The sequence below is a fragment of the Bacteroides sp. OM05-12 genome (genome assembly GCF_003438995.1).
Lineage (GTDB): Bacteria > Bacteroidota > Bacteroidia > Bacteroidales > Bacteroidaceae > Bacteroides.
Genome location: NZ_QSUN01000014.1, coordinates 1 through 25,688, shown reverse-complemented (window position 1 = coordinate 25,688; position 25,688 = coordinate 1). Strand labels below are relative to the sequence as shown.

Sequence of the window (25,688 nt, the reverse complement as noted above, 5' to 3'; positions counted from 1 at the left end):
TACATCTCACTATTTTATCCAACCCGGATACTTAAACGTACAATTTTTCCAATTGTCATTGATACGCACATAAGTCGTTTTCTGTTTATCAAGGATCCACTTATGCAACTTCTCCTCACGAAGTTTACCCATAACCATTTCTTTCAGCTTCTGATAGTCATCACGTATATTTGCTTTGTGACCATTTATCTTTGATTTCAGTTTAACTATTGCACAGACTTCTTTTCCTTTCGTTTCATCTGTATAGACAAACGATTTAGAAATCTCACCGACATTCATATTATCAACCACTTTTGCGATATCTTGTGGCAACTGCTGCATTTCAAATTTGGAAGTTCCGTCATAAGGATTCGGCATTAATCCATGATTATTTCTAGTATCCTTATCCTGGGAAACATAAGTAGCAGCCTCGTCAAAAGTAAACTTATTATTACGAATATCATCAGCCAAAGAATCCAAACGTGCCAATGCTTCATCCCTGTCCTTGTCTGCAATTTTCGGTTTCATCAAGATGTGCCGGCAATTCACACGGTCACCACGTTTTTCTATCAATTGAATAATATGGAAACCATATTCTGTCTGCACAATTTTAGAGACTTTCTTTGGATCTGTCAGATTAAAAGCTACATTCGCAAACTCCGGCAACAACTGCCCTTTACCCATAAATCCCAGTTCACCTCCACGACGGGCACTTCCCGGATCTTCCGAATAAAGCAATGCCAACGTTGAGAATTGAGATTCCCCGGAATTAATTCGATCCGTATATTCACGCAACTGCGCTTTTACACGCTCAATCTCTTCAGTTGGAATCTTAGGTTCAAACACAATAATCTGCACTTCAACCTGCGTCGGAATAAACGGGATACTATCTTCTGATATATTCTTAAAATACTGGCGCACTTCTGCCGGAGTAATCTTTATTTCCCCTGCAATCTTTTGTTGCATACGTTGCACTGTGAGCCCTTCACGCACATTATCACGCATTGCCTCACGAATTTGCGTCATCGATTTATTAAAATATTCCTCCAATTTCTCTTTTGTACCTACAGACTGGATATAGCTATTAATTGTATGCTCCACCTGTTGCAATACTTCTGATTCGGAAACTTCAATACTATCAATGGCCGCCTGATGTAAAAACAATTTCTGAATAGCCAACTGTTCAGGAATCACACAATAAGGATCTCCATCCAATTTATGTCCTTCATATTGGGCACGCAGTCGTTCTTCCTCTACCTCAGATTTTAAAATAGCCTCGTCACCAACGACCCATACTACTTCGTCGATCACATTATCTTGTGCATAAATGTTTTTCCCTACAAAAAGAAAAAACATCAAAATCAACATACCAAATTTATTCATCCTATATCTCAATAATAAATTATCTTTTTTGCTTTTAAAGCCTTCTTATACAAATCTTCTTTCACAGTCCCAATAAAAGAAACCCGTTTCAGATTTATCAACATATCTTTTATTTCTTTCTTTGCAAACTCATAAGGTTCCTGCTCACCCGGCTTCAAAAGATCTTCTACATTCAGAAAATAATAATAAGCAGAATCCTTTACTTCAATATGTCTGTTCTGTTCCAAATACGCTTCAGGGTCAGAAACATCCAACGGTATTTTATCAATTATATCGGAAACAGGAATCCATTTATCGTAAAAATAATCATAGCCTACGGCATTTTGCAAGCTGTATTTTTCCAAATGTTCCACATTCTCAGGCGTATTCTTCTTATACCAGTTACGCACTTTATTTACACCGGATGCTTTCAACGGAACTTTAACGAACAAACCCTTTACTAAAGAGCGATCAACCACATAGAGGTTCTTATTATTTTCATAATATGTTTTCATTTCCTCCTCGGTTATTTCCTCCGAAAGTCTTTGCTCTATTAGTTTCTGCTGGTAAGTATGTACGATCAACGCTTTCCGATAATTTTCCACCAATGTATTGACCTCGTCATCATCAGGGATATTACTTTCTGCCTTTTGATAGAGCAAAACTCCTTCCGCCCAATTTTTTATATAATGTTCGGCAAAAAGTAAACTATCATCTTTTGACAGATCAGCCGGGAGCACCGATTGCAAATCTTCCTTATACAGGAACTCTCCCGATATTTCAACCAAAGGAGTTTTACCTTTATGGTCATGCTTTTCACCGCAAGCAGTAAAGAAGCAAAGCAATAAAAGTAAAACTCCGGTTATTCTCATCTATTTATCTATTTGAAACAAAGGACGAAGATAGCGTAATAATCAATTACATCAGTGATTATTAACTGTTTTTAGAACCTCTTGGTCTATTTCAACACTATATTTATCACGCAATTCTTTAATCCAGGCAGTTTCCAAATAGTTCTGATAATCCGCAGTGACCGGACCACGAACATCTTTATAAGTTTCAGGACCTTTCTTCAATAATTTACCATAAGTGGCTGTGTACGGATAATCTTTCATCGGTTCAAAGCTTCCACTCTTGAACACCAACTTATCTACATACTTGTTGTCACCTTTCGCATATAATCCTTTTGTTATTTTCACTACTGTAACCGAGTCATTGTTGAATGCCTTACGAATTACATTAGACCATTCATCTTCCGGATTCTTCTTCGTGAGCTTCTTAGCCTCCTTCAACACGCTTTCATCCGAGCTGTGCAGAATGATACCTCTAAAACGAGGAGCATCCCACGCATAGTTTGATTTATTCTGCTTAAAGAACTTATCCAATCCTTCTTCATCTTTAGAAGCCTTATCCCAAACTTGACGATTACTGATTTCAAACAACAAAATACCATCACGATATTCCTGCATCAAATGTCCGAAATCCGGATATTTCTTTTCCAACTTGCTATCTTCATAAGCCAAGACTTCTTTATCGATATATTTATCAACAAGCTTGTCCACTGCATCATTATTATTCTTAGCCCATTCCACAAAATCCTGAGCAGAATATGCTTTGCCATCTAAAACAAACAAATTACCCATTGCAACAGGAGTACCTGTCAAAGTAGAGTCTTTTTTCATTTCAGCAAGTCTTGCCAATGTCTCTTTTGCAGATGTTACTCCATTTTCATCGATAGAGAAATTATACTCTTTCTTTAAACGTGCAATAAGTGCTTCTACACCTTTATTGCCTTCGCCCATGCGAGTCAACCGACGCATAATCTCTTCCTTTTTCTCTTCAAACGGTTCTATCTGTTTACGATCAATCAATTTCACAATATGCATACCATTAGGAGAATGGAATGGTTTGGAAATCTCATCTTTCTTCAGATTAAAAGCTATATCTTCAAACTCTTTCACAGTCTGATGTAAGCCCACCCAAGGTAGTTCTCCACCTCTTGCAGCCGTACCTTTATCTTCTGATAATGTCTTAGCCAGTTCTGCAAAGTCAGCTCCATTTTGTAATGCATTATAAATAGAATCCATCTGCTGCTCCACTTGCTGTTCTTTTTCTTTGGAAGCATCTTGAGGAAGAAACTTGAAAATATGTGCAACTAAAACCTTTCCTATATCAGGACGGCGCCCGGTTACTTTAATCACATGAAAACCAAAATCCGTACGGATAGGTTCGCTGATTTCCCCTACTTTCAGACTATAAGCAACATCTTCAAAAGGACGAATCATCTGCAATGCCGTGAAATAGCCCAGATAACCACCATTTTGCGCTACAGAGGGATCCTCTGAAACTTCACGTGCCACTTTATCAAACGGTTCACCGTTGATAATACGCTGGCGGGCACGTTCTGCTTTATTATAAGCATCTGTTACCTGCTCCGGAGTAGCATTCGGCTGTAAACGAATCAAAAGATGCGAAGCCTCTACATTTTCCTTCAACCGATTATAAGTAGCCAATGCATTTGCTTCATCCACAGAAGCATCTGTCAAATAAGATTTAGCCAACTGCTGACGGTAACCGTTAAACTCATTATTGAAAGCCTTGGTTGTATCCAAGCCGGCTTCTTCTGCAGCAGCAACCTTCAATTTAAAGTTTACAAACAAATCAACATACTCATCTAATGTTTTCTTGTCCAGCTCATTATTCGAATTATTCTTGTTATAGATATATTCAAATTCAGAACGGGTAACGTCCTTGTTGTTGATACGCATCAAAACAGGATCTTGTTGTTGAGCAAAAGCGGACACATTCAATGCTAGAGCCGCGAAAAATAAAAGATTCTTTTTCATCATTACAGATAGATTAGACATTAAATTTTAAATATAATCTAATACGATAATTCAACGGCGAAAATAAAGAAAAATTGTGAATAGCCGATCAAAACAACTTATTTTTTTTAATTCATGCAGACCGACCGCCATGTTCGGCATAGCAAAAGCCATTAAAAAACCTTTCATTTTCTCATGTGGCTTCACTCACAAATATAAATACCTGTTTTGTACATATTTGAAATTATATTAAAACCACCTTCACCTTATCACCTTTTTCAGTTAAACAATTGTGGCACAAGCAACAAAAGTGAAGGCAGTTTTTTTAGATGCAAATCAAGAGTTGAGAATTAAGAATTTTAAAAAAAAGAGAAACTCTCAACTCTCAATTTTCAGCTCTCAACTTCAAAAAAAGCTGCTTTCACCGTAATCTATTAATAATCAGACATTAAAGATCAGAGAGTGAAGAGGTGAAGGATGGATAAAGTAATTTCGTTTAATGCAGAAACTGCGTGATATTTCCGGAAACAACCTTGATGTTTATCACAAACGACCTTATGTTTTAAAAAAACATCAGGTTGATTGAAAAAAACATAAGGACGTTTACAGACAAAGATACGGTCGATTGCCGGCAAACTCTTATCGTTTGCAAACAATCGACCGTATGTATTATCTATGATTTAATATCTCAGATATTATTGTTGCAAGATTATTCCGGACGGCTGTAATTAGGAGATTCGCTTGTAATAGTCACATCATGAGGATGACTTTCCAACACTCCGGCATTAGTGATACGGGTAAATTTGGCATCATGCAGCTTCTCAATATTCGCAGCGCCGCAATATCCCATACCCGCACGAAGACCTCCTGACAACTGATAAATCACTTCATATAATGTTCCTTTATATGGCACACGGGCAGCAATTCCTTCCGGCACAAGTTTCTTCACATCAGCCGTTCCACTCTGAAAGTAACGGTCTTTTGAACCATTCTCCATTGCTTCCAAAGAACCCATTCCACGATAAGACTTAAACTTACGGCCATTAAAGATAATCGTATCACCCGGCGATTCTTCTGTTCCTGCAACCAGCGAACCGATCATCACGCAATATCCTCCGGCAGCTAAAGCCTTAACGACATCACCGGAATAACGCAACCCACCATCTGCAATCAATGGTACACCCGTACCTTTTAATGCTTTCGCCACATCATAAACAGCACTAAGCTGCGGCACTCCTACACCGGCTACTACGCGTGTGGTACAGATAGAACCCGGACCAATTCCGACCTTAACGCCATCTGCTCCGGCATCGACCAACATTTTCGCAGCTTCTCCCGTTGCTATATTTCCTACGACAATATCGATACCGGGAAAACGCTTCTTCGCTTCTTTCAATTTTTCAATTACATATAAAGAATGACCATGTGCCGTATCGATAACAATCGCATCGGCACCTGCATCCACCAAAGCCTGCATTCGGTCTAAAGTGTCATTGGTAACTCCTACACCGGCAGCCACACGCAAACGCCCCTTAGCATCCTTGCATGCCATAGGTTTATCTTTTGCTTTTGTAATATCCTTATAAGTAACAAGTCCGACTAATTTGCCGTCTTTCCCGATAACCGGAAGTTTTTCTATCTTATGCTGTTGAAGAATCTGAGCTGCAGATTCCAAATCGGTAGACTGAGTAGTAGTAACCAAATTATCTTTGGTCATTACATCATCGATATGTTTATCCATGTCTCTTTCGAAACGCAAATCACGGTTTGTCACAATCCCGACCAGATATTTCTCATCATCTACAACAGGAATACCACCAATCTTATACTCTGCCATCAAAGCCAAAGCATCACGAACGGTAGAGCCTCTCTTTATCGTCACCGGATCATAAATCATTCCGTTCTCGGCACGCTTTACAATAGCTACCTGACGTGCTTGTTCTTCAATAGACATATTTTTGTGTATCACGCCGATACCTCCTTCCCGTGCAATGGCAATAGCCATTTTCGCTTCGGTCACCGTATCCATAGCTGCGGTCACAAACGGGATTTTTAACTCAATGTTTCTTGAAAACTTTGTCGTCAAATCGACAGTGCGTGGTAAAACTTCGGAATATGCCGGAATGAGAAGAACGTCATCATACGTTAATCCATCCATAACAATCTTATCTGCAATAAATGACATAGGGTTATGCTTTAAAAATTATTGCGTGCAAATATACGCTTTTTATTCAATTGACGGGATAAGATTCCCGCATTTTTTTGATTAAATAATAAAAAAAAGCAGTAAACAAATGTTTACCGCTTTCTTATTTATCAGTTGGCCATTTCAGATATAAACTTAATCCTCACAAGCCTTACTTCATCTTCCGTGTAATCATCTCCCAACTCTTCAATGGCGTCATCGATCTTGTCGGTAGTAGATTCCTTAAAGTAATCATAAATATCATCCAGATGATCCTCATCCATTATCTCATCAAGGAAATAATCGATATTGAGTTTCGTACCGGAGTAGACAATCGCTTCTATTTCATCCAACAATTCGGAGAACTCTATACCTTTGGCTACTGCAATATCATCCAACGCCACCTTACGGTCAATGCTTTGAATAATAGAAACTTTAAGTTTCGATTTATTTGCAACAGTACGTACGCGTAAATCTTCCGGACGTTCTATTTCATTTTCCTCGCAGTGTTTCTTTATCAGCACACAGAATTCCTCACCGTAGCGCTTCGCTTTCCCGGCACCGACACCCGGAATATTCTGCAATTCATCCAACGTTACCGGATAAATGGTAGCCATAGCTTCCAATGACGGATCTTGGAATATAACATACGGAGGAACTCCCAATTTCTTCGAAAGTTTCTTCCGCAAATCTTTCAACATTGAATAAAGCACAGGGTCTACCGCGCAAGAAGCTCCCCCGCGAACCGGTGTTTCCTCTACTTCTTCTTCAAAGTCATTATCTTCAGTGATCTTAAATGACTTCGGATGTTTTAAGAATTTATTCCCTTCGGGCGTAACTTTCAATAATCCGTAGTTTTCAACATCCTTACTTAGATATCCGGCAATTAAAGCCTGTCTGATTACAGCATTCCATAGTTTGTCTTCCTCTCCCATACCGGACCCGAAAACCTCCAGATCTTCGTGTTTGTGAGCCAATACCTCGGATGTTTCTTTTCCGAGCAATACATCAATAATATAGTCTGCCTTAAAGTTTTCTTTCACCGCTAAGATTGTCTCTATCACGGCACATAATGAATCCTGAGCCTCCACTTGTTTTTTAGGGTTTAAACAGTTGTCACAATTTCCACAATTTTCTTCTGTATATTCTTCACCAAAATAATGTAATAACGACTTACGCCTACATACAGAGGACTCGGCATAAGCTGCGGTTTCCAATAGAAGTTGTTTTCCGATTTCCTGTTCCGCCACCGGCTTTCCTTGCATAAACTTTTCCAGTTTCTGCAAATCTTTGTTCGTGTAAAAAGTGATACATGATCCCTCACCACCATCTCTTCCGGCACGACCAGTCTCCTGATAGTAACCTTCCAAACTCTTCGGTATATCATAATGAATCACAAAACGAACATCCGGTTTATCAATACCCATGCCAAAAGCAATAGTCGCAACAATCACATCTACCTTTTCCATCAGAAAATCATCCTGATTGGCCGTACGTGTGGCTGAATCCATTCCTGCATGATAGGCACGCGCATTAATTCCATTGGCTTGCAAGATTTCCGCCAACTCTTCTACTTTCTTTCTGCTAAGACAATAGATAATACCGGACTTACCGGTATTAGCCTTTATAAATTTAATAATATCCTTATCTATATTATTCGTCTTTGGACGTACCTCATAATAAAGATTAGGACGATTAAACGATGATTTAAAAACTTGGGCATCTATCATCCCCAGGTTTTTCTGTATATCATGTTGTACTTTTGGAGTAGCCGTTGCAGTAAGTGCTATCAACGGCGCCTTTCCTATCTCATTTATAATAGGACGGATACGGCGATATTCAGGTCTGAAGTCGTGTCCCCATTCCGATATACAATGTGCTTCGTCCACAGCATAGAAAGATATCTTTACCGTTTTCAGGAAATCCACGTTTTCCTCTTTCGTCAAAGATTCGGGAGCTACATAGAGTAACTTCGTCTTTCCTGAAAGAATATCCGCCTTAACCTGATCTATCGCACCTTTGTTCAAAGAGGAATTTATAAAATGAGCAACCCCGTCTTCTTCACTAAAATTGCGCATGGCATCAACCTGATTCTTCATCAAAGCAATAAGAGGAGAAATCACAATTGCCGTTCCATCCATCAACAAAGATGGCAATTGATAACAAAGAGACTTGCCACCGCCCGTAGGCATCAGCACAAACGTATCGTTCCCCGCAAGCACATTACGAATAATGGCTTCCTGGTTTCCTTTGAATTTGCCAAACCCAAAATACGTTTTAAGTTGTTCTACTAAATTTATCTTCTCTGTCATTATATAATAGTATTATTACGCTGTTCCGATTTTAGCCTGAATTCTTTTAAGATTCCAAACAAAGTTATAAACAACTTCTCAAATATCACGTATTTTTCTCCTATTATTTTTCATGAAAAAAGATAAAACTTACTTTTTCTATAATTTCCCTTTGATATTAAGCGTTTTGCAAACGGGATAGATTCGTCTTTCCCAACTGTTCTTTTGCATAATCCAACGTAACGTCATAGGATTCGACATGTTTAGATGGAATTTCAAACATGACATCCATCATAATCGTTTCGACTATGGAACGCAATCCGCGAGCTCCCAATTTATACTCCACTGCTTTATCCACAATATACTCATACACTTCCGGTTGGAAAGTAAGTTTCACTTTATCCATCTCGAAGAGTTTCACATATTGTTTGATAATTGAGTTCTTAGGCTCTGTCAAGATAGAGCGCAAAGCATTTCTATCCAACGGATTAAGATAAGTAAGCACCGGCAAACGACCGATAATCTCCGGAATCAGGCCGAAAGATTTCAAGTCTTGCGGAGCAATATACTGCATCATGTTGTTCTTATCCACCTGAGCGGAAGCCTGCGATGCATTGTATCCCACCACATGTGTATTCAGACGTTGAGCTATTTTTTTCTCTATTCCATCGAAAGCACCGCCACAAATAAACAAGATATTTTTGGTATTAACCGCAATCAACTTCTGTTCCGGATGTTTACGACCGCCCTGGGGAGGAACATTAACAACAGAACCTTCCAATAATTTCAATAAGCCTTGCTGTACTCCCTCACCACTTACATCACGGGTAATGGAAGGATTATCTCCTTTACGGGCAATCTTATCGATTTCATCAATAAAGACAATACCTCTTTCCGCTTCCGCTACATTATAGTCGGCTACTTGTAATAAACGGGTCAGGATACTTTCAATATCCTCACCCACATAACCGGCTTCGGTAAGTACCGTCGCATCTACGATAGTAAAAGGCACATTCAATAATTTGGCAATGGTTCTTGCCAAAAGAGTCTTTCCCGTACCCGTACTACCTACCATTATAATATTGGACTTCTCGATCTCCACATCATCCCCATGGTCTTTCTGCAACAACCGTTTATAGTGATTATACACAGAAACAGCAAGGAAACGCTTTGCATCATCCTGACCGATAACGTATTGATCCAAGAATTCTTTTATCTCAAGCGGCTTCGGCAAGTCTTGCAGATTCAGTTTCTTCACATTACCACCATCCTTAGTGCCACCATTCACCTCCTGTGTGATTTCATACGCCTGCTGTGCGCAACTGTCACAAATAAATCCGTTCATTCCTGTTATCAGGAAGCCGACTTCATTCTCTGTGCGTCCGCAGAAGCTGCATCTCTTCTTATTATTCTTTGTCGTCTTAGAATCTTCCAATGTTTTATCCTTTTATTATTTGTACAGATTACATTCCTTTAGACTTGCGTATAAGCACATCATCGACCATTCCATAATCTTTCGCTTCCTGAGCGGTCATCCAATAGTCACGGTCCGAATCAGCCCATACTTTATCAAAATCCGTATGAGAATGTTCTGCAATAATGGTATAAAGCTCCTTTTTCAACTTCTGAATCTCACGGGCTGTAATTTCAATATCCGACGCTTGTCCCTGCGCACCTCCCATCGGTTGATGAATCATCACACGGGAATGTGTCAAAGCCGAACGTTTTCCTTCTGCCCCGGCAACCAGCAAAACGGCAGCCATAGAAGCCGCCATACCTGTACAGATAGTAGCAACATCACTCGCGATAAACTGCATGGTATCATAAATACCCAACCCGGCATAAACAGAACCGCCCGGAGAGTTGATATAGATAGAAATATCTTTTCCTGAATCCACCGAATCAAGATACAAAAGCTGCGCCTGAAGGGTATTTGCCGTATAATCATCAATCTGAGTTCCCAAAAAGATAATGCGGTCCATCATTAAACGTGAGAAAACGTCCAACTGGGTTACATTCAACTGGCGTTCTTCCAATATATAAGGATTCAAATACCCGGCTTGCGACTTTATCACATCATCAAGAACCAAGCCATTCATTCCTAAATGCTTGGTAGCATATTTTCTAAAATCATCCATAACTTCTATTTTTTATGTTTATAATAAGATAAAAGAGAAGGCTTTTAGCCCCACTCTACTAATAACTATAACAATTACAAAAATAAATGTATTTTCGCATTTAGCAGAATATTCAGGCTAACGGCCTCCTCTTTTAGGAAGTTTTAGCAGATAAAATTCTTCAAGGAAGAATCTTATGCAAACATTTTATTGAATTCTTCGATAGAAACAGTCTTATTATTCAACGTTACCTGAGACTTCAATGCTGTAGACAACTTAGCTTCTACCACGCGGTTCACCAGATTATTTACAGTTTCTTGCTTCTTCAACATTTCCTGAGCATAGTTTGCCAATAAATCTTCCGGCACATTCATCATACCGTATTGAGCGAACTGAGCTTTTGTAGCTTCCTTAGCCATGTGCTCAACGTCTTCTCTTTCCACTTTGATTTCGTTAGCCTTAACTAATTGCTCCTTAATCAGATGCCAAGTAAGTTCCTCGATACTCTTGTCATAGTTTTCAGCAACAAAAGCCTCGCCTTTGTCTTCGTTATTCAGCAACATGATACGTTTCAGAAGCGCATCCGGGAATTCCAACTTACCAATCTTGTTCACCAAATAGTTACGTACATCGATCAGGAATTTATAATCGCTGTCTGCAACGAAGCTTCCTGCCAATACTTCTTTTACTTTCGCACGGAATTCTTCTTCCGACTTAACAACGTCCTTGCCAAATACCTGGTCAAAGATTTCCTGATTCAATTCGCCTTCTACAAAACGAGTAATTTCTTCTACCTGGAAGCTAAAGTTTGCCGTAATAGCGGTAACTTCTTCTTTCTTAACTTTCAATAAAGAAGCCAATTCCGCTTCGTTTCCGTTGAACGCAGCACTTGGGTTGAACACCAAGACATCGTTTACTTTCGCATTGGCAAAAATAGCTTTTTGCTCATCGTTAGACATATATGCAGGCATCAAAGTTGCACCTTCTACCTGAATTCCGCCTTCTTTTGTGTTTCCGGCTTCATCTAACTCTGCCAACAGACCTTTCAACATATCTTTGTCTTCGTAAGATTCTACCTTTTCATAAGAACCGTTACGTTGTGTATAAGCCTTCACCTGACGGTCTACCATTTCCTCGTCTACATTAATATTATAGTAGTCTACAGTATCCGAAGATGATAATTCCGCTTTAAATTCCGGAGCCAAGGCAATATCGAATACGAACTCAAAATCTTCCATCGTATCGAAATCAATCAGTTGTTGTTTCTCCTCGTTCGGAAGTGGCTCGCCCAATATATTTATCTTGTTCTCTTTGATATAATCGTAAACTTTCTCCTGGAGCAATTTATTTACTTCTTCAGCAAGCACTGCTTTCCCATATTGCTTTTTAACAAGTCCCATCGGAACCATTCCCGGACGGAACCCCGGAATATTTGCTTTCTGACGGATATTCTTCAACGATTTTTCTACTTTTTCCTGATAGTCTGCTTTTTCAAGCTTTACAGTAAGCTGTGCGCTCACTTTGTCAATGTTTTGCAATGAAACGTTCATTCTGACAACTATTTATATTAATTTATACTTTGTTCCACAAAAAAGAGTGCGCAAAATTAGTGTTAAACTTTCAATTATCAAACTTATAAGGCACAAATTATTTGAATGTTAGATTCTTTTAAGCCATTATACGGTTCTATTTTAGTATACATCTTTGATGATTTACCATTTGACACCGGACTATCGAAGTTTTCACCCGTATGAAACAAGAGTTTCACAATATATGGAACTAAAGTTTCATAAAATATGGAACAGAAGTTCCACAAAATATGAAACTATACATCACCCGGTACGAAATTAAAGACGGACAGGAGGAAAACCTTGAGAAAAGCTGTCTATTGGCATTTCTCATCCAATATGCCGGTGTTATTGATTATCGAATAAGTTACAACAAGATAAAGAAAGCACCTGATAATTTATTTAGAAAAAGCAATTGTCCCTAAAAAAACAGGTGCAAATGATTGTTTTTTCAAAAATAATCATTTCCTTTGTTGCGAAATGATGACACGCTAGTTAAATGATTTCTATTACAAAGTTTTTACTTTCGTTACAAAAAACGCTTGCTAAACTCTCTGTCGTTTTAATCCAATTATTATCCTCGTCATCAGTTCAGAGAGTTATTTCTATTATTTATTTTTATTCGTTTTATTATGAACATTTATGTTGGAAACCTTAACTACCATGTTAAGGAAGCAGACTTGCAACAAGTTATGGAAGATTACGGTACGGTAAACTCCGTTAAAGTTATCACAGACCGTGAAACAGGAAAATCAAAAGGATTTGGTTTTATCGAAATGGAAGATGATGCAGCAGCTGCAAAAGCAATTGCTGAGCTTAACGGGGCAGAATACCAAGGCCGTACAATGGTTGTAAAAGAAGCCAGACCGAAAGCCTAATTAAAAGCATATAGGAGATTATAAAAATCCCTTTTACTGAAATAGTAAGAGGGATTTTTAGTTTAAAAGATTTTTCCTATATTTATCCTGTTTTTCATTTTATAATACTCTGATCAGATGAAAGGTACATTCCAAAACAGTTCCTCTTTTACTCAATTATGTCTGCTGGCACTTATTGTTTTTCTTTGCGCAATCGTAGCAACAGGTGTATCCGCCGTTTATATGCTCTTAACAGACAATCCAACCGGCCCGGACAGTATGAGAATAATGCTCTTCCTGCAAAACAGTATTCTTTTTATTCTATCGCCTGTCATTGCACAACACTTTCTTTGGGAAGCGCCTTTTAAAGAAGCACTGCAATTCAGAAGTCCGCATCTACGCATTGTCCTGTTAGGCTGCCTTACCATCATGGTTTCCAGTCCCTTTGTCGATATATTGAATACCTGGAACCAAGGATTGCATCTGCCGGAATCCTTGCACTCCATTGAACAATGGATGATAGAAAGCGAACGTCAAGCGGAAGTGCTGACACAACAGATACTCAACGTAAGTACCTGGCAAGGATTCATCATGAATATTCTGGTCGTTGCAATACTTGCCGGCGTAGGCGAAGAATTATTGTTCAGGGGAGTCTTGCAGAAGATATTTATCCGATGGACAGGAAATATACATGCAGGTATCCTCATTACCGCAATCATTTTCAGCGCTATACATTTACAATTTTTCGGTTTTATTCCCCGATTTGTCTTAGGGGCATTGCTCGGTTATCTGTTTGTATGGAGCCGGAACTTATGGGTGCCCATCATTGCGCATGCACTCAACAATGCGCTGGTAGTGATCTTTACACCTAATACGTTTAATGAAGGGAATTCCATCATACAGGCCGTAGAGCATACGGACAATTCTACCGGATTTGCAATCACCAGCATCATACTTACGGCAATATGTCTCTATGGAATGAGGAAATACTATTTATCTTCCGCCAACTGAAAATCTTTCCGCCGCAAGACGAAACTATTGCTCAAATACTTTTCACGTACAATCTTATTCTCCGAAAGCTCTTCCGGCGTACCTTGGAATAAAATTTTACCTTCGAAAAGCAGATAAGCACGGTCCGTAATACTCAGCGTCTCCTGCACATTATGGTCGGTTATAAGAATACCGATATTCTTGTCTTTCAGTTTCCACACAATATGCTGAATATCTTCCACCGCGATAGGGTCTACTCCGGCAAAAGGCTCGTCAAGCATAATGAACTTAGGATTAATAGCAAGGCAACGCGCTATTTCAGTTCTACGGCGTTCACCTCCCGAAAGTTGATCTCCCAAATTCTTACGTACCTTCTGTAAGCGAAACTCGGCAATCAAACTCTCCAGCTTTTCTTTTTGATATTCTTTTGAAGTATTTGTCATCTCAAGCACAGAGGCGATATTGTCTTCCACACTCATCTTCCGAAACACAGAAGCCTCTTGAGCCAAATAGCCGATACCCGTTTGGGCACGTTTATAGACCGGATATTTAGTAATTTCCAAGTCATCCAGAAATATTCTTCCTTCATTGGGGGTAATCAAACCTACGGTCATATAGAAAGAAGTAGTCTTACCAGCTCCGTTAGGTCCAAGTAAACCGACAATTTCTCCTTGCTTCACATCGATAGAAACATGACTTACAACCGTACGTTTCCCGTACTTTTTAACCAAGTCCTCCGTACGCAGCACCATTTTATGCTCTTTCTCATCCGTCGGAGCAGTCGTTGCATTATTCATTATTTCTTCTGCCATAGTTTCAACCAATGTCTTTACAGTCTGCAAAAGTAACAAAAAAATAAAGAGGGAAAAGAGGGATTACCAACAAAATAACTAATTTTGCAGATAAATATGTAAATTATGATACTTAACAAAGCATTTCAAACGCTGGGAAGATATATAATGCTGATGGCACGAGTGTTTTCGCGTCCGGAACGTATGCGTATGTTTTTCAAGCAATATTTGAAAGAGATAGAACAACTTGGTGTGAACTCTATCGGCATCGTATTGCTTATCTCATTCTTTATAGGCGCGGTTATCACGATTCAAATCAAGCTGAACATCGAAAGTCCCTGGATGCCAAGATGGACCGTAGGTTATGTGACCCGCGAAATTCTGTTACTGGAATTCTCTTCTTCCATCATGTGTCTGATTCTGGCCGGAAAAGTCGGTTCAAACATTGCTTCCGAAATAGGGACAATGCGGGTTACACAGCAAATAGATGCACTTGAGATTATGGGAATAAACTCCGCCAGCTATCTGATTTTACCTAAGATAGTCGCATTGGTTACAATTATTCCGATACTTGTTACTTTCAGCATATTCGCCGGGATTATCGGAGCATTTGCCACCTGCTGGTTCGGAGGTATCATGACCGCAACAGACCTGGAGTACGGATTGCAATATACATTCGTTGAATATTATGTGTGGTGCGGTATTATAAAGTCACTGTTCTTTGCCTATATAATCGCAAGTGTTTCCGCCTTTTTCGGTTACACGGTAGAAGGTGGTTCAATCGCTGTCGGTAAGGCAAGTACCGATTCCGTAGTATCCAGCAGTGTACTGATTTTATTTGCCGATCTCATGCTTACTAAACTTTTAAACGGATGATAGAACTAAAATCACTATACAAATCTTTCGAGGGGAAAGAGGTACTCAAAGATATTAACGCTGTTTTCGAGAATGGAAAAACGAATTTGATTATCGGGCAGAGTGGTTCCGGTAAAACGGTATTAATGAAATGCATTGTGGGATTGCTCACCCCGGAAAAAGGAGAAGTACTCTATGACGGACGCAATTTCCTGACGATGGGCAAGAAAGAAAAAAAGGCCTTGCGCCGGGAGATGGGAATGATCTTTCAAAGTGCCGCGCTTTTTGATTCTCTCACTGTGCTGGAGAATGTGACGTTCCCGCTGGATATGTTTTCCAACGATACCTTGCGTGACCGCATTAAACGTGCCCGCTTCTGCCTTGACCGTGTAAACCTGATCGACGCACAGGATAAATATCCGGGAGAGATAAGCGGAGGTATGCAAAAACGCGTCGCTATCGCTCGTGCCATCGCCCTTAATCCGCAATATTTATTCTGCGACGAACCAAATTCAGGTCTGGACCCTAAGACTTCCCTCGTAATCGATGAACTGATTCACGGTATCACCACGGAATATAATATGACCACGATTATCAATACCCACGACATGAATTCTGTGATGGGAATCGGAGAAAACATTATATTCATCTATGAAGGCCGCAAAGAATGGCAAGGAAGCAAAGACGACATCTTTACCTCTACGAATAAGAAATTAAACGACTTTATTTTCGCATCCGACTTATTCCGGAAAGTAAAAGAAGTAGAGATACAAAACATCGAAGGATAAAGACATAGGAAGTGCTCATTACACCTTTTCTCGCCGTTTAAAATGAACGAGAGATTGCATTATTTTGATACTCCAACAGGAATCAAGCCTTTATCTATCGCTTTTATCACAAGGTCAACCGAGTTCGTTGCATTAAACTTTAAAATTAAGTGCTTACGAAAGGTTTCAACTGTATTTTTTGATATGTTCAGCTTCTTCGCTATTTGTAATGTATTGTATCCGGAAGCTATGGCATGAAGCACCTCCATCTCTCTGGGAGTAGGTACACTATTAGACAAGTCAGACATATCATCCGATTTATGCAGTTTATCATAAACTTCTTTAAACCGGGCGCAATAATAAGGTTTACCCTCAAGTCCGCTCTGTATCGCATTCTTAATCTCCTCTGCTTCCGAAGATTTCAGGATGATGGAATCAACGCCACAACGCATTAACCTATTTAGAATCCATATCTCCTCATGCATTGTATTCATAATGATATATGCATTCTCATTCTTCTTCCTAATTTGTTCCACAAGAGCAAAGCTATCCATATCAGGAAGTTCCACATCCAACACATAAATGTCATATTTGCACAAGGAGATTAATTCGGCCGCCCGCAGTCCCGAAGTTACCGCATCAACAGAAGCCAATACCGGAATTGTATTTATGATACGCTTTATTCCCTGAAGAATCAATTCATGATCATCTACCAATAATATTGTCGTTAACTTGTCCGCCATACTTTTTCTCCATATCTATAGTTACAGTTACCATCGTTCCGGTGGTACCGGTTTTTATGTTTAGTTCACCTCCGATACTTTTAACGCGTTCCGCAATCGTACGGAGGCCTACCCCTTTATTCTTTTTATTTAAATCAAATCCCTTCCCATCATCACTGACCGTTATCATCAACAGGTTATTTTTATAAACCAAAGAAACTTCAATCAAAGAAGCATCTGCATATTTAAGGCTGTTATTCAACGTTTCCTGCACAATACGATAAACCTCATACCCGACTTCTTGCGGCAGTTTCCCCCAATCCACGGTTCGTGTAGAATAATACTGAATCTCTGTTGAAGCTGTTCGACACAAATGAGAGATATAATCCGAAAGCATTTCATCAATAGTAGCGTATTGAAACACCGGAGGCATCAACTCGTGCGAAATGCCACGCACGTCTTCACGTATCTGATGAAGCATTGCAACTGATTCCTTCAAACTATCCGGACTATCCGTCAAGGCGTTCATATTCATCTCCAAAGCAAACAAATTATTGCACACACCATCATGTAGCTCTTGCGCCAATCGTTTTCGCTCCGCCTCCAACCCGTCAATATACTTTTGCGTCAGACGAACTTCCGTTTCTTTCTGCAAAACCATAAATTCTTTTTCTTTCTCTTTTGCCAGCAAGGATAACCTAGTGATTTTTATCTTATTTCTAAAAGCTCTATAAAGGATAAATAGTACAATTACAAACCAACTGATAATATAATAGAGTAGCCGTCTTGACTGTTTCTCTTTCAAATGTGCTATTTCAAGCTCTTTCTCTTTGGTCTGATACTTAACCATAAAATCGGACATCTGCTTGGAACGTTCGCCGGTCAATACCGAGTCTTTCGATATATAGGCCGAATCAAGATAGCAATATGCCTTATCAAATTCGCCTAACTGAGCATAGCAAACAGCCAAACCGTTATACGCCTCAAACTTTCGGAAATCCTGAGGGAAATCAATATAATTCTGCAAAAGTCGATGGTAAATTGGAATAGCCTCTTTATATCTCCCGGTAGCATTTAACAAAGAGGCTTTACCTTGATAATAATTAAAAAGTTGCGGTTCCGAATCAAACTTAGCAGCTAGTTTGTCTGCTTTTTCCTGATAAACCCAAGCAGAATCAAGCCGGGAAGATTTATAAAAGGCATTTGTCATATTCTGATAAGCCAAGAACAATGTCCGCAGGTTTCCAACCTCCGATACAATTGATATGGCATTCCTCAAAGTATCAATCGCATTGTCATACATCTTATTCTTAACCAACAGGCTTCCTAAATTCATAAAAGAAGCACCGATTATATTTTTATCGCCTATTTTTAAAGAATAATCCAATGCTTTTCGAGAAAAGTCAAGCCCTTCCTCAAGCCGATCACTTTCAGCATACAGAATTGCAATATTGAAATAGAGGGACGGAACTCTCATTTTTTGTCCTATCAAATCACAGAGATGCAATGCTTTCTCATAGAAAAGGATACTTTGATCCGGCATATTCTTTTTACGGTAAATAACTCCGAGTTGGTTCAGGTTTTCGATTTGCATGACCGTATCTTTCATTTGCTCGGACCACTTCAAAGCATTTTGGCTGTGCATCAATGCTGAGTCATTGATTCCTTCATACAAATAAGAACTCGCCAGATTGGTAAGCAAAGCAAGATAAGTATCATTTTTATCCAAACGCTCAAACAGATGTATGCCTTCCCGCAAATAATAACGCGCAGAATCATAACTAGTTATAATATTATAGTAGTATCCTAACTCACCACAGCAATCGGCTTGCAAATCCGAACGATGCAAACCTTTAAACAGCAGATAGGCCTTCTTTTTATTCTCGGCATAAAGTTTCATGGAATCCAAAACATAAGCATATTCGGCATGCAAATTGTAATACTGAGCCAGATAATAAACCGATTTCTCCCGTAAAGCCGCACATTTCATGGAGTCCAAACAAACAGCAAAAGAAGATAGCTCAACATCATGCTCATAACAATATTCGCATAGTTTATAGTAGTCTTCCGCCTTTTTGCTCACAGAAGATTTCAATTGTAAAGATTCAAAAGAAAGGTCTTCCTCTCCACATATCGTTAATGGGATAAACAGTATCAAAATTATCAGGCACAAAGATTTCTTTTTCATCACTACTTTCTATGTATTTCTGCAAAAATAACCATTTATTATAATCATCAAAGTGTTTTTTCTTAGAACTTAAAAAACAATTTATTCTCTACCTGTATCAGCTGAAGCATTTTATCAATAAAGTTCCAGTGTAGCATCCTAAGATAGACTTCACAATGTTTGAAATAATCATATCAGGTTGATTCAAAAAAGACATACGGACGGTTATAAACAAACATACGGTCGATTGTCTGCAAACTCCTATCGTTTGTAAACAATCGACCGTATCGATGTAAAAGCACTTTAGCTTATTCTATTTTTGTCTGATAAATATATTAATCGGGGTACCGGTCAAGTCCCACTTCTCACGCATCTTATTTTCGAGAAAACGCTTATATGGTTCTTTCACATATTGCGGCAAATTTGCAAAGAACACAAATGAAGGTACTTGGGTATTCGGTAACTGAGTGATATATTTAATCTTAATGTACTTTCCTTTTATTGCAGGAGGAGGATAGGCCTCTATAAGAGGAAGAAGCTCTTCATTCAATCGTGATGTAGATATCCTGTTCTTCCTATTTTCATATACTTCCTTGGCAGCTTCAAGCACTTTAAAAATACGTTGCTTAGTAAGAGCCGATCCAAAAATAATCGGGAAATCAACAAATGGAGCAAATCTGGAACGAATAGCACTTTCAAATTCCTTCATCACCTTATCTGTCTTGTTCTCAACCAAATCCCACTTATTTACAACGGCAACCAAACCTTTCTGATTTTTCTGAATCAGTGAAAAGATATTCAAGTCCTGACTTTCAATACCACGTGTAGCATCCAACATCAGAATACAAACATCGGCACTTTCGATGGAACGAATGGAGCGGACAACTGAATAATACTCCAAATCTTCAGTTACTTTATTCTTTTTACGTATACCGGCAGTATCTACCAGATAAAAATCAAAGCCAAACTTATCGTAACGGGTATAGATGGAATCGCGAGTAGTACCCGCAATTTCTGTAACGATATTACGTTCCTCACCTATAAAGGCATTAACGATAGATGATTTACCGGCATTAGGACGACCCACTACTGCAAAACGAGGTATATCCTCGTCTAAGATTTCATCTGTTTCTTTATTAAATTTGGAGACAATTACATCCAATAAGTCACCGGTTCCACTGCCGCTCATTGCAGAAATACAATAAGGATCCCCCAAACCCAATTTATAGAATTCAGGAGCATTGTATTGCAAATCATTGTTGTCCGTTTTATTGGCAACCAGAACAACCGGAGTCTTTGCCTTACGAAGAATCGCAGCAACCTGCTCGTCCAAATCGGTAACTCCATTCGTCACATCGACAAGAAATAAAATAACATCGGCTTCATCCATCGCCAGCACAACCTGTTTACGAATTTCGCCTTCAAAAATATCATCCGAATTGACGACCCATCCCCCCGTATCTACCACGGAGAACTCTCGTCCTAACCATTCTGTTTTGCCATATTGACGATCACGGGTTGTCCCGGCTTCATCATTTACAATAGCCTGACGACTTTTCGTCAAACGATTAAATAAAGTCGATTTTCCCACATTAGGGCGTCCTACAATCGCTACTAAATTTCCCATAGTTTCTCATTTTAACGACTATCACAGTCGTGTGAATACTTTTTTAATCCAATTGATAACCAAAATTCCTTAACTCTTTATCAGAGCTTCGCCAATCCTTATCAACTTTTACGAACGTCTCCAAATAAATGGTTTTATTAAAGAAACGCTCTAATTCTTTACGCGCTTCCGAAGCAACTTTCTTCAACGCCTTTCCTTGTTTTCCTATAATGATACCCTTTTGCGATTCTCTTTCTACGTAAATCACCGCATTTATATGAATCATCTTAGGTTCTTCTTTAAATTGTTCTACAACTACTTCTACCGCATAAGGAATCTCCTTATCATAATAAAGCAATATCTTTTCCCTGATTATCTCCGTAACAAAAAAACGGGCAGGCTTATCCGTCCACTGATCTTTCCCGAAATAAGGCGGAGAGTCCGGGAGTAATTCTTTTATTCTTCTTAATACATAATCTATATTGAACTTAGAAATAGCGGATATAGGAATTATTTCCGCTTGCGGCAATAACTCTTTCCACTCTTCTACCAGCTTCTCCAACGTTTGCTGATCCGTTAAATCAATTTTATTAATAAGCAAAAGAACAGGAAATGTCTGCAAACGAACCTTTTCAATAAAATCATTATGCTTGTCAGGCTTCTCTACCACATCTGTTACATAAAGTAATACATCTGCATCAGACAGAGCTGAAACAGAAAAGTTCATCATGGATTCCTGCAATTTATAATTCGGTTTCAACACTCCCGGAGTATCCGAAAATACAATCTGCATATCATCTGTATTCAATATACCCATGATACGGTGACGGGTAGTCTGTGCTTTAAAGGTCGTAATAGAAATCCTCTCCCCTACCAACGCATTCATTAAAGTAGATTTCCCTACATTAGGATTACCCACAATATTTACAAATCCGGCTTTATGCATACTTATTTAATTGATTACAGACAAAAAAACGCATCGAAATAAGGATGCGTTCATTTGGAATTATTGTTTTATATATTTTTATTCCTTGCTACCATCATAACCCCACTTCACATAGACAGCTCCCCAAGTAAATCCTGCACCAAAGGCTGTAAAAATCAAATTATCACCTTTCTTCAACTTACTTTCAAAGTCCCATATGCACAATGGAAGCGTACCTGCACTTGAATTTCCATAACGCTGGATATTTATCATTACCTTATCTAACGAAACTTCCAGACGATTAGCTACAGCATCGATAATACGCAAATTAGCCTGATGCGGAACAATCCAATCAATATTACTTTTATCCAAATGATTTCTTTCTGCAATAGCAGCAGTAACATCAGACATATTAGATACCGCATATTTAAATACAGTACGACCCTCCTGATATATATAATGCATTTTATTATCTATCGTAAAATAAGAAGGCGGGCAAACAGAACCTCCGGCTTTCATATGTAAGAAAGGAAGCCCTTTACCATCTGTACGCAGAATAGAATCCATAATACCATAATCTTCCGTTGTTGCTTCCACCATAAAAGCGGCTGCACCATCACCAAAAATCGGGCATGTTGCTCTATCTGAATAATCTACCATTGAAGACATTTTATCAGCCCCAACGATAATTAGCTTTTTATGCCTACCGGAACAAATTAGCGAAGCCGCTGTTTCCAAAGCATAAAGAAAGCCTGAACAAGCAGCTTGCAAATCAAATGCAAAAGCATTTTTCAAGCCAAGTTTATCACAAAGAATAGAAGCAGTAGAGGGAAAATGATAGTCGGGAGTAGTAGTAGCAACAATAACAGCATCTATATCATCCGGATTAGAATTTGTTTTTTGCATTAATTGTTTAGCCGCTTTACGAGCCATATATGACGTGCCTAATCCTTCTTCATTCAGAATACGGCGTTCTTTTACTCCGATTCGAGTCATAATCCATTCGTCATTGGTATCCACCATTCTTGATATCTCATCATTTGTCAAGACATAATCAGGTACATATCCGCCAACTCCTGTGATTACTGCATTTATCTTTTCCATCAACATAATTTTAATTGTGCAACAGTATATCTAAAAAAGCCAGAGAGCTTAAGCTCTCAGGCTATATAAATATACAAACTTACTTCAAGGCTACCAATTAAATAGCAGCTTCTTTTTCAATAGCTAACTTGCCTCTGTAATATCCGCAAGCCCCACATACAGTGTGGTAAACATGCCATTCACCGCAGTTTGGGCAAATTGCTAATGTAGGAGCAACTGCTTTATCATGAGTTCTTCTTTTTGCAGTTCTCGTTTTTGATTGTCTTCTCTTAGGATGTGCCATTTTTCTAAACTTTAATTATTATCTAATATTTTCTTTAATTCATTCCATCTGGGATCAACCGCCTGCTCTTCTTCCACTTCTTCTATCTGTTCTTCAACCGAAGATTCAAAAGTTGTATCTTCATCGTCAGAAGTAGTTTTCAAGTGTTTATTCAGTTTACCCATCATTGACTTATTACATTTTCCAGGAGCATGCACATGTTTCATCGGAATATTCAACGCAATAAACTCATACATGAACCACGCAACATTGATATCACCTTCTTCCTCCGGAATTACTACCATATTATCTCCTTCTTCTGCATAATTACTGCCAAATTTGACAAAAAGTACATCCGTAGAAGAAACAGGCAATTCCATTTCATCTAAACAACGGTCACACGGAACCAAAACAATTCCATCCGTTTGAAAATCCAGTTCAAAAGCCCTCGATGTTTTTTTTACTTTCAAAACAACATTAACTTTTCCTTTCTGAACTTCCGGTCCATCAATATTTGCAAAGAACAGATTATCAAGCAGAAATTCATACTCACAAGAGTCGTTCCGCATGTTTTTTAAATCTATTCTATATTTATCAAACTTTCCCAAAGCCTTATCACTTAAAAATCCTTGCAAAGTTATAAAAAAAGCCTGAATAACAAGCTTTTCTATTTATTTTTCCATTAATCACAAACGATCAAACAGAATCGGGCGACAAAGATACAAATAATTATCCTTATTATTATACATATTGAACTAAAACTTTATTTTTTAAGTTCTATTCTAAAAACAGTTCCCTTATTAATTTCTGAACGCTTTACATATATTTTACCACGATGATATTCTTCTACAATCCTTTTTGCCAACGAGAGTCCTAATCCCCAACCTCTTTTTTTAGTTGTATATCCGGGAGTAAAAATAGTCTTGAATTTTGATTTCTGTATTCCCTTACCGGTATCTGCAACTTCAATATATACCTTGGAAGGAGCATCTAATACCGAAATAGTAATTGTACCTTGTCCATCCATGGCATCAATGGCATTCTTGCATAGATTCTCAATTACCCATTCAAAAAGAGAATCATTCAATCTAACAACTACCGGAGTAGATGGGAGCTTTTTAATAAATTGTACCTTATTGGATGTTCTACGAGAGATATAACTTGTAGCATTTTCTATAATCTCATTCAAATTATTCGTTTGAGGTTCTGGCATTGAACCTATCTTGGAAAAACGATCTGCTATCATCTGCAATCGCTTCACATCATTGTTCATCTCAGGAAGCAATTCGTCATCGGCATATTTTGTCTGCAAAATTTCGACCCACGCCATTAATGAAGAAATAGGTGTACCCAACTGATGGGCTGTTTCCTTAGATAAACCAACCCAAACTTTATTTTGTTCAGCTTTCTTAGAGCTAAGCAAAGCAAAGATTGCTACAATAACAAAAATAAGAACAACTCCCAATTGCACATAAGGATAGGAAGCCAAACGCTTCAACATCAACGAATCATCATAAAAAACATCTATATAATCATTATCAGCCTTACTGCTTACTGCATCAGAATTCTCCAAATTAATCCGAATCTTATGATTCGTATATTTTAATTCTTCCAATTTCTTATTCAAATAATCCGTAGTGTCTTTACCATGAATCGCGATATTTCTATAAGTTTGGATCGTTCCATTTTTATCTATAGCAATAACTGGGATTGTATTATTTCCGGTCAGAACTTTAAGAACCAATGTAAGATCAATGTTCTCATCCGCATTGTTGATAGCCCGAAGAGCTTCCGACCAAACCTCCATTTTATTACTTTCTTCTATTGACAAATCTTTTATCAGAAAATGAGAAACCAATAAAGAAGACAATGCGATAATAACAGCTATTACTACTAAAATAATCTTAACCTGCTTTATTCTATCTGTAAATTGCATAATCAAAAAAATAAGGATACATTATATGTATAACGTAATCTCTCACTTCTTATTTTATACTAGAGAATAAAATCAATCTCCTATTTCAATATTGCAGCTTTTAAATTAAGGAAGTAGAGATAATAATAGGAGATAAAATCCCTCAGGTTTTTACGTTAGTCCGATAAAACAGGGAATAGAACATAAAAAACACAAGTCAATCAGGGGGAAGATAGAAAATCAACAAGGGAGAAGAAAAAAAGAATAAGAGAATTATCATCGCAAAGAATATACATTTATAAAGACAGGAACAAGAGAAAGAGTCAAAAGATAAAAGCGGCCTTGGAAGAATAAGAAGAAAGCAAGATAACAATAACAAGGAAAGAAGAAATAACCCGGG

Annotated in this window: 22 protein-coding genes; 5 read left to right on the top strand and 17 right to left on the bottom strand. The window is 38.4% G+C overall.

The annotated features are described in order from the left end of the window. Window positions 1-9: 9 nt before the first annotated feature. The 8 genes from DXB63_RS11515 to tig all read right to left on the bottom strand — a co-directional run bounded on the left by DXB63_RS11515 (window position 10) and on the right by tig (window position 12,309). Window positions 10-1,362 (bottom strand): peptidylprolyl isomerase, encoded by a 1,353-nt coding sequence (locus DXB63_RS11515; protein WP_122126566.1) that lies wholly within the window; start codon window positions 1,360-1,362, stop codon window positions 10-12. A gap of 8 nt (window positions 1,363-1,370) precedes the next feature. Further along, window positions 1,371-2,213: a peptidyl-prolyl cis-trans isomerase gene (locus DXB63_RS11510; RefSeq protein WP_122126565.1), complete on the bottom strand. Its 843-nt coding sequence runs from the start codon at window positions 2,211-2,213 to the stop codon at window positions 1,371-1,373. Between the two features lie 51 nt (window positions 2,214-2,264). Continuing rightward, a complete protein-coding gene (locus DXB63_RS11505; RefSeq protein WP_122126564.1) occupies window positions 2,265-4,190 on the bottom strand; it encodes a peptidylprolyl isomerase in 1,926 nt (641 codons plus the stop codon). 685 nt (window positions 4,191-4,875) lie between these two features. Further along, window positions 4,876-6,351 (bottom strand): IMP dehydrogenase, encoded by a 1,476-nt coding sequence (guaB, locus tag DXB63_RS11500; protein ID WP_122126563.1) that lies wholly within the window; start codon window positions 6,349-6,351, stop codon window positions 4,876-4,878. Window positions 6,352-6,482: 131 nt separating this feature from the next. Beyond that, window positions 6,483-8,663 carry a DNA helicase RecQ gene (recQ, locus tag DXB63_RS11495; RefSeq protein ID WP_122126562.1) on the bottom strand — a complete coding sequence of 727 codons (2,181 nt, stop codon included), beginning with the start codon at window positions 8,661-8,663 and terminating at the stop codon, window positions 6,483-6,485. Window positions 8,664-8,820: 157 nt separating this feature from the next. Then, window positions 8,821-10,077 carry an ATP-dependent Clp protease ATP-binding subunit ClpX gene (gene clpX / locus DXB63_RS11490; protein ID WP_122126561.1) on the bottom strand — a complete coding sequence of 419 codons (1,257 nt, stop codon included), beginning with the start codon at window positions 10,075-10,077 and terminating at the stop codon, window positions 8,821-8,823. A gap of 28 nt (window positions 10,078-10,105) precedes the next feature. After that, window positions 10,106-10,780 (bottom strand): ATP-dependent Clp endopeptidase proteolytic subunit ClpP, encoded by a 675-nt coding sequence (gene clpP / locus DXB63_RS11485; protein WP_122126560.1) that lies wholly within the window; start codon window positions 10,778-10,780, stop codon window positions 10,106-10,108. Window positions 10,781-10,953: 173 nt separating this feature from the next. Then, window positions 10,954-12,309, bottom strand: coding sequence for a trigger factor (tig, locus tag DXB63_RS11480; protein ID WP_122126559.1), 1,356 nt, complete (start codon window positions 12,307-12,309; stop codon window positions 10,954-10,956). Between the two features lie 269 nt (window positions 12,310-12,578). On the opposite strand from tig, the gene DXB63_RS17960 reads away from it, so the two are divergent. The 3 genes from DXB63_RS17960 to DXB63_RS11470 all read left to right on the top strand — a co-directional run bounded on the left by DXB63_RS17960 (window position 12,579) and on the right by DXB63_RS11470 (window position 14,195). Then, on the top strand, window positions 12,579-12,752 hold the full coding sequence (locus tag DXB63_RS17960; RefSeq protein ID WP_158563674.1) for a hypothetical protein: 174 nt from the start codon (window positions 12,579-12,581) through the stop codon (window positions 12,750-12,752). 207 nt (window positions 12,753-12,959) lie between these two features. Beyond that, complete coding sequence (locus DXB63_RS11475) at window positions 12,960-13,205, top strand: RNA-binding protein (protein ID WP_122126558.1); 246 nt, start codon at window positions 12,960-12,962, stop codon at window positions 13,203-13,205. A gap of 117 nt (window positions 13,206-13,322) precedes the next feature. Next, window positions 13,323-14,195, top strand: coding sequence for a CPBP family intramembrane glutamic endopeptidase (locus tag DXB63_RS11470; RefSeq protein WP_122126557.1), 873 nt, complete (start codon window positions 13,323-13,325; stop codon window positions 14,193-14,195). On the opposite strand, the gene lptB is transcribed toward DXB63_RS11470, so the two are convergent. Further along, entirely contained in the window at window positions 14,174-14,986 is an 813-nt protein-coding gene (gene lptB, locus DXB63_RS11465; protein ID WP_233522849.1) for an LPS export ABC transporter ATP-binding protein, read from the bottom strand. The genes DXB63_RS11470 and lptB overlap by 22 nt on opposite strands. Before the next feature lie 105 nt (window positions 14,987-15,091). Here lptB and DXB63_RS11460 point away from each other — a divergent pair, with 105 nt between their 5' ends. Beyond that, window positions 15,092-15,841 carry an ABC transporter permease gene (locus DXB63_RS11460; protein WP_122126556.1) on the top strand — a complete coding sequence of 250 codons (750 nt, stop codon included), beginning with the start codon at window positions 15,092-15,094 and terminating at the stop codon, window positions 15,839-15,841. Next, on the top strand, window positions 15,838-16,608 hold the full coding sequence (locus tag DXB63_RS11455; protein WP_122126555.1) for an ABC transporter ATP-binding protein: 771 nt from the start codon (window positions 15,838-15,840) through the stop codon (window positions 16,606-16,608). Before DXB63_RS11460 ends, DXB63_RS11455 begins: the two co-directional genes overlap by 4 nt. A gap of 59 nt (window positions 16,609-16,667) precedes the next feature. Here DXB63_RS11455 and DXB63_RS11450 read toward each other — a convergent pair whose 3' ends face one another. The 8 genes from DXB63_RS11450 to DXB63_RS11415 all read right to left on the bottom strand — a co-directional run bounded on the left by DXB63_RS11450 (window position 16,668) and on the right by DXB63_RS11415 (window position 25,309). Beyond that, window positions 16,668-17,330: a response regulator transcription factor gene (locus tag DXB63_RS11450; RefSeq protein ID WP_122126554.1), complete on the bottom strand. Its 663-nt coding sequence runs from the start codon at window positions 17,328-17,330 to the stop codon at window positions 16,668-16,670. Continuing rightward, complete coding sequence (locus DXB63_RS11445; protein WP_122126553.1) at window positions 17,293-19,497, bottom strand: tetratricopeptide repeat protein; 2,205 nt, start codon at window positions 19,495-19,497, stop codon at window positions 17,293-17,295. The genes DXB63_RS11450 and DXB63_RS11445 overlap by 38 nt, the downstream gene beginning before the upstream one ends. A 292-nt stretch (window positions 19,498-19,789) precedes the next feature. Further along, on the bottom strand, window positions 19,790-21,103 hold the full coding sequence (gene der, locus DXB63_RS11440; protein WP_122126552.1) for a ribosome biogenesis GTPase Der: 1,314 nt from the start codon (window positions 21,101-21,103) through the stop codon (window positions 19,790-19,792). A 43-nt stretch (window positions 21,104-21,146) separates the two neighbouring features. After that, window positions 21,147-22,028: a GTPase Era gene (gene era, locus DXB63_RS11435; protein WP_122126551.1), complete on the bottom strand. Its 882-nt coding sequence runs from the start codon at window positions 22,026-22,028 to the stop codon at window positions 21,147-21,149. Between the two features lie 78 nt (window positions 22,029-22,106). Then, entirely contained in the window at window positions 22,107-23,111 is a 1,005-nt protein-coding gene (locus DXB63_RS11430; protein ID WP_122126623.1) for a beta-ketoacyl-ACP synthase III, read from the bottom strand. 97 nt (window positions 23,112-23,208) lie between these two features. Next, on the bottom strand, window positions 23,209-23,394 hold the full coding sequence (gene rpmF / locus DXB63_RS11425; RefSeq protein WP_122126550.1) for a 50S ribosomal protein L32: 186 nt from the start codon (window positions 23,392-23,394) through the stop codon (window positions 23,209-23,211). An 11-nt stretch (window positions 23,395-23,405) separates the two neighbouring features. Further along, a complete protein-coding gene (locus tag DXB63_RS11420; RefSeq protein WP_122126622.1) occupies window positions 23,406-23,981 on the bottom strand; it encodes a DUF177 domain-containing protein in 576 nt (191 codons plus the stop codon). 155 nt (window positions 23,982-24,136) lie between these two features. Then, on the bottom strand, window positions 24,137-25,309 hold the full coding sequence (locus tag DXB63_RS11415; RefSeq protein ID WP_122126549.1) for a PAS domain-containing sensor histidine kinase: 1,173 nt from the start codon (window positions 25,307-25,309) through the stop codon (window positions 24,137-24,139). Window positions 25,310-25,688 lie beyond the last annotated feature (379 nt).

Excerpts from the sequence above, each read along its gene's own strand:
- DXB63_RS11450 (WP_122126554.1), bottom strand. The coding sequence starts at position 17,330 with ATGGCGGACAAGTTAACGACAATATTATTGGTAGATGATCATGAATTG.
- DXB63_RS11415 (WP_122126549.1), bottom strand. The coding sequence starts at position 25,309 with ATGCAATTTACAGATAGAATAAAGCAGGTTAAGATTATTTTAGTAGTA.
- recQ (WP_122126562.1), bottom strand. The coding sequence starts at position 8,663 with ATGACAGAGAAGATAAATTTAGTAGAACAACTTAAAACGTATTTTGGG.
- DXB63_RS11515 (WP_122126566.1), bottom strand. The coding sequence starts at position 1,362 with ATGAATAAATTTGGTATGTTGATTTTGATGTTTTTTCTTTTTGTAGGG.
- der (WP_122126552.1), bottom strand. The coding sequence starts at position 21,103 with ATGGGAAATTTAGTAGCGATTGTAGGACGCCCTAATGTGGGAAAATCG.
- DXB63_RS11505 (WP_122126564.1), bottom strand. The coding sequence starts at position 4,190 with ATGATGAAAAAGAATCTTTTATTTTTCGCGGCTCTAGCATTGAATGTG.
- DXB63_RS11455 (WP_122126555.1), top strand. The coding sequence starts at position 15,838 with ATGATAGAACTAAAATCACTATACAAATCTTTCGAGGGGAAAGAGGTA.
- DXB63_RS11445 (WP_122126553.1), bottom strand. The coding sequence starts at position 19,497 with ATGAAAAAGAAATCTTTGTGCCTGATAATTTTGATACTGTTTATCCCA.
- DXB63_RS11460 (WP_122126556.1), top strand. The coding sequence starts at position 15,092 with ATGATACTTAACAAAGCATTTCAAACGCTGGGAAGATATATAATGCTG.
- lptB (WP_233522849.1), bottom strand. The coding sequence starts at position 14,986 with ATGGCAGAAGAAATAATGAATAATGCAACGACTGCTCCGACGGATGAG.
- DXB63_RS11475 (WP_122126558.1), top strand. The coding sequence starts at position 12,960 with ATGAACATTTATGTTGGAAACCTTAACTACCATGTTAAGGAAGCAGAC.
- rpmF (WP_122126550.1), bottom strand. The coding sequence starts at position 23,394 with ATGGCACATCCTAAGAGAAGACAATCAAAAACGAGAACTGCAAAAAGA.
- DXB63_RS11470 (WP_122126557.1), top strand. The coding sequence starts at position 13,323 with ATGAAAGGTACATTCCAAAACAGTTCCTCTTTTACTCAATTATGTCTG.
- guaB (WP_122126563.1), bottom strand. The coding sequence starts at position 6,351 with ATGTCATTTATTGCAGATAAGATTGTTATGGATGGATTAACGTATGAT.
- DXB63_RS11430 (WP_122126623.1), bottom strand. The coding sequence starts at position 23,111 with ATGGAAAAGATAAATGCAGTAATCACAGGAGTTGGCGGATATGTACCT.
- DXB63_RS17960 (WP_158563674.1), top strand. The coding sequence starts at position 12,579 with ATGAAACTATACATCACCCGGTACGAAATTAAAGACGGACAGGAGGAA.
- tig (WP_122126559.1), bottom strand. The coding sequence starts at position 12,309 with ATGAACGTTTCATTGCAAAACATTGACAAAGTGAGCGCACAGCTTACT.
- era (WP_122126551.1), bottom strand. The coding sequence starts at position 22,028 with ATGCATAAAGCCGGATTTGTAAATATTGTGGGTAATCCTAATGTAGGG.
- DXB63_RS11510 (WP_122126565.1), bottom strand. The coding sequence starts at position 2,213 with ATGAGAATAACCGGAGTTTTACTTTTATTGCTTTGCTTCTTTACTGCT.
- clpP (WP_122126560.1), bottom strand. The coding sequence starts at position 10,780 with ATGGATGATTTTAGAAAATATGCTACCAAGCATTTAGGAATGAATGGC.